The organism is Oleiphilus sp. HI0043 (assembly GCF_001634935.1).
Genome location: NZ_LWEY01000990.1, coordinates 1 through 387, shown reverse-complemented (window position 1 = coordinate 387; position 387 = coordinate 1). Strand labels below are relative to the sequence as shown.

The window sequence follows — 387 nt, the reverse complement described above, 5'->3', positions numbered from 1 at the left end:
ACCGAGTTGAGAAGATGCGTGCCGATAAAACGCTAACGCGCTTTGGCCCAATGTACCATGCAGAGCAGTTGGGTGGTGCACTGTCACTTGCGGGTATGGCGATACCGGAAGAGCGCTTTGATGAAGTAGCTGAAATCGTCAATGGCTTTCCCGAGATTGCTCACAACTACAAACGGACTCACGAATTGAATATGTGGTTTGTGATTGCAACTGAGGAACAGGAAGGTAAAGGGCGAGTGATCGAAGAAATTGAACGTCAGACAGGATTTAAGGTCTACGACATGCCGAAGAAGGAGGAGTTCTATGTTGGATTCTATCTCGACCTCGAATGATTTTTATCGCCCTCAAGCGGAGGACTTACCTATGGAGGAGGAAGAAAACTACTCA

The 387-nt window shown here is 47.5% G+C and carries 1 protein-coding gene; it reads left to right on the top strand.

All coding sequences use genetic code 11. From position 1 onward, the window contains the following. A partial coding sequence (locus tag A3729_RS10710; RefSeq protein WP_231877414.1) for an Lrp/AsnC family transcriptional regulator occupies positions 1-332 on the top strand: 332 nt, incomplete at its 5' end. Positions 333-387 lie beyond the last annotated feature (55 nt).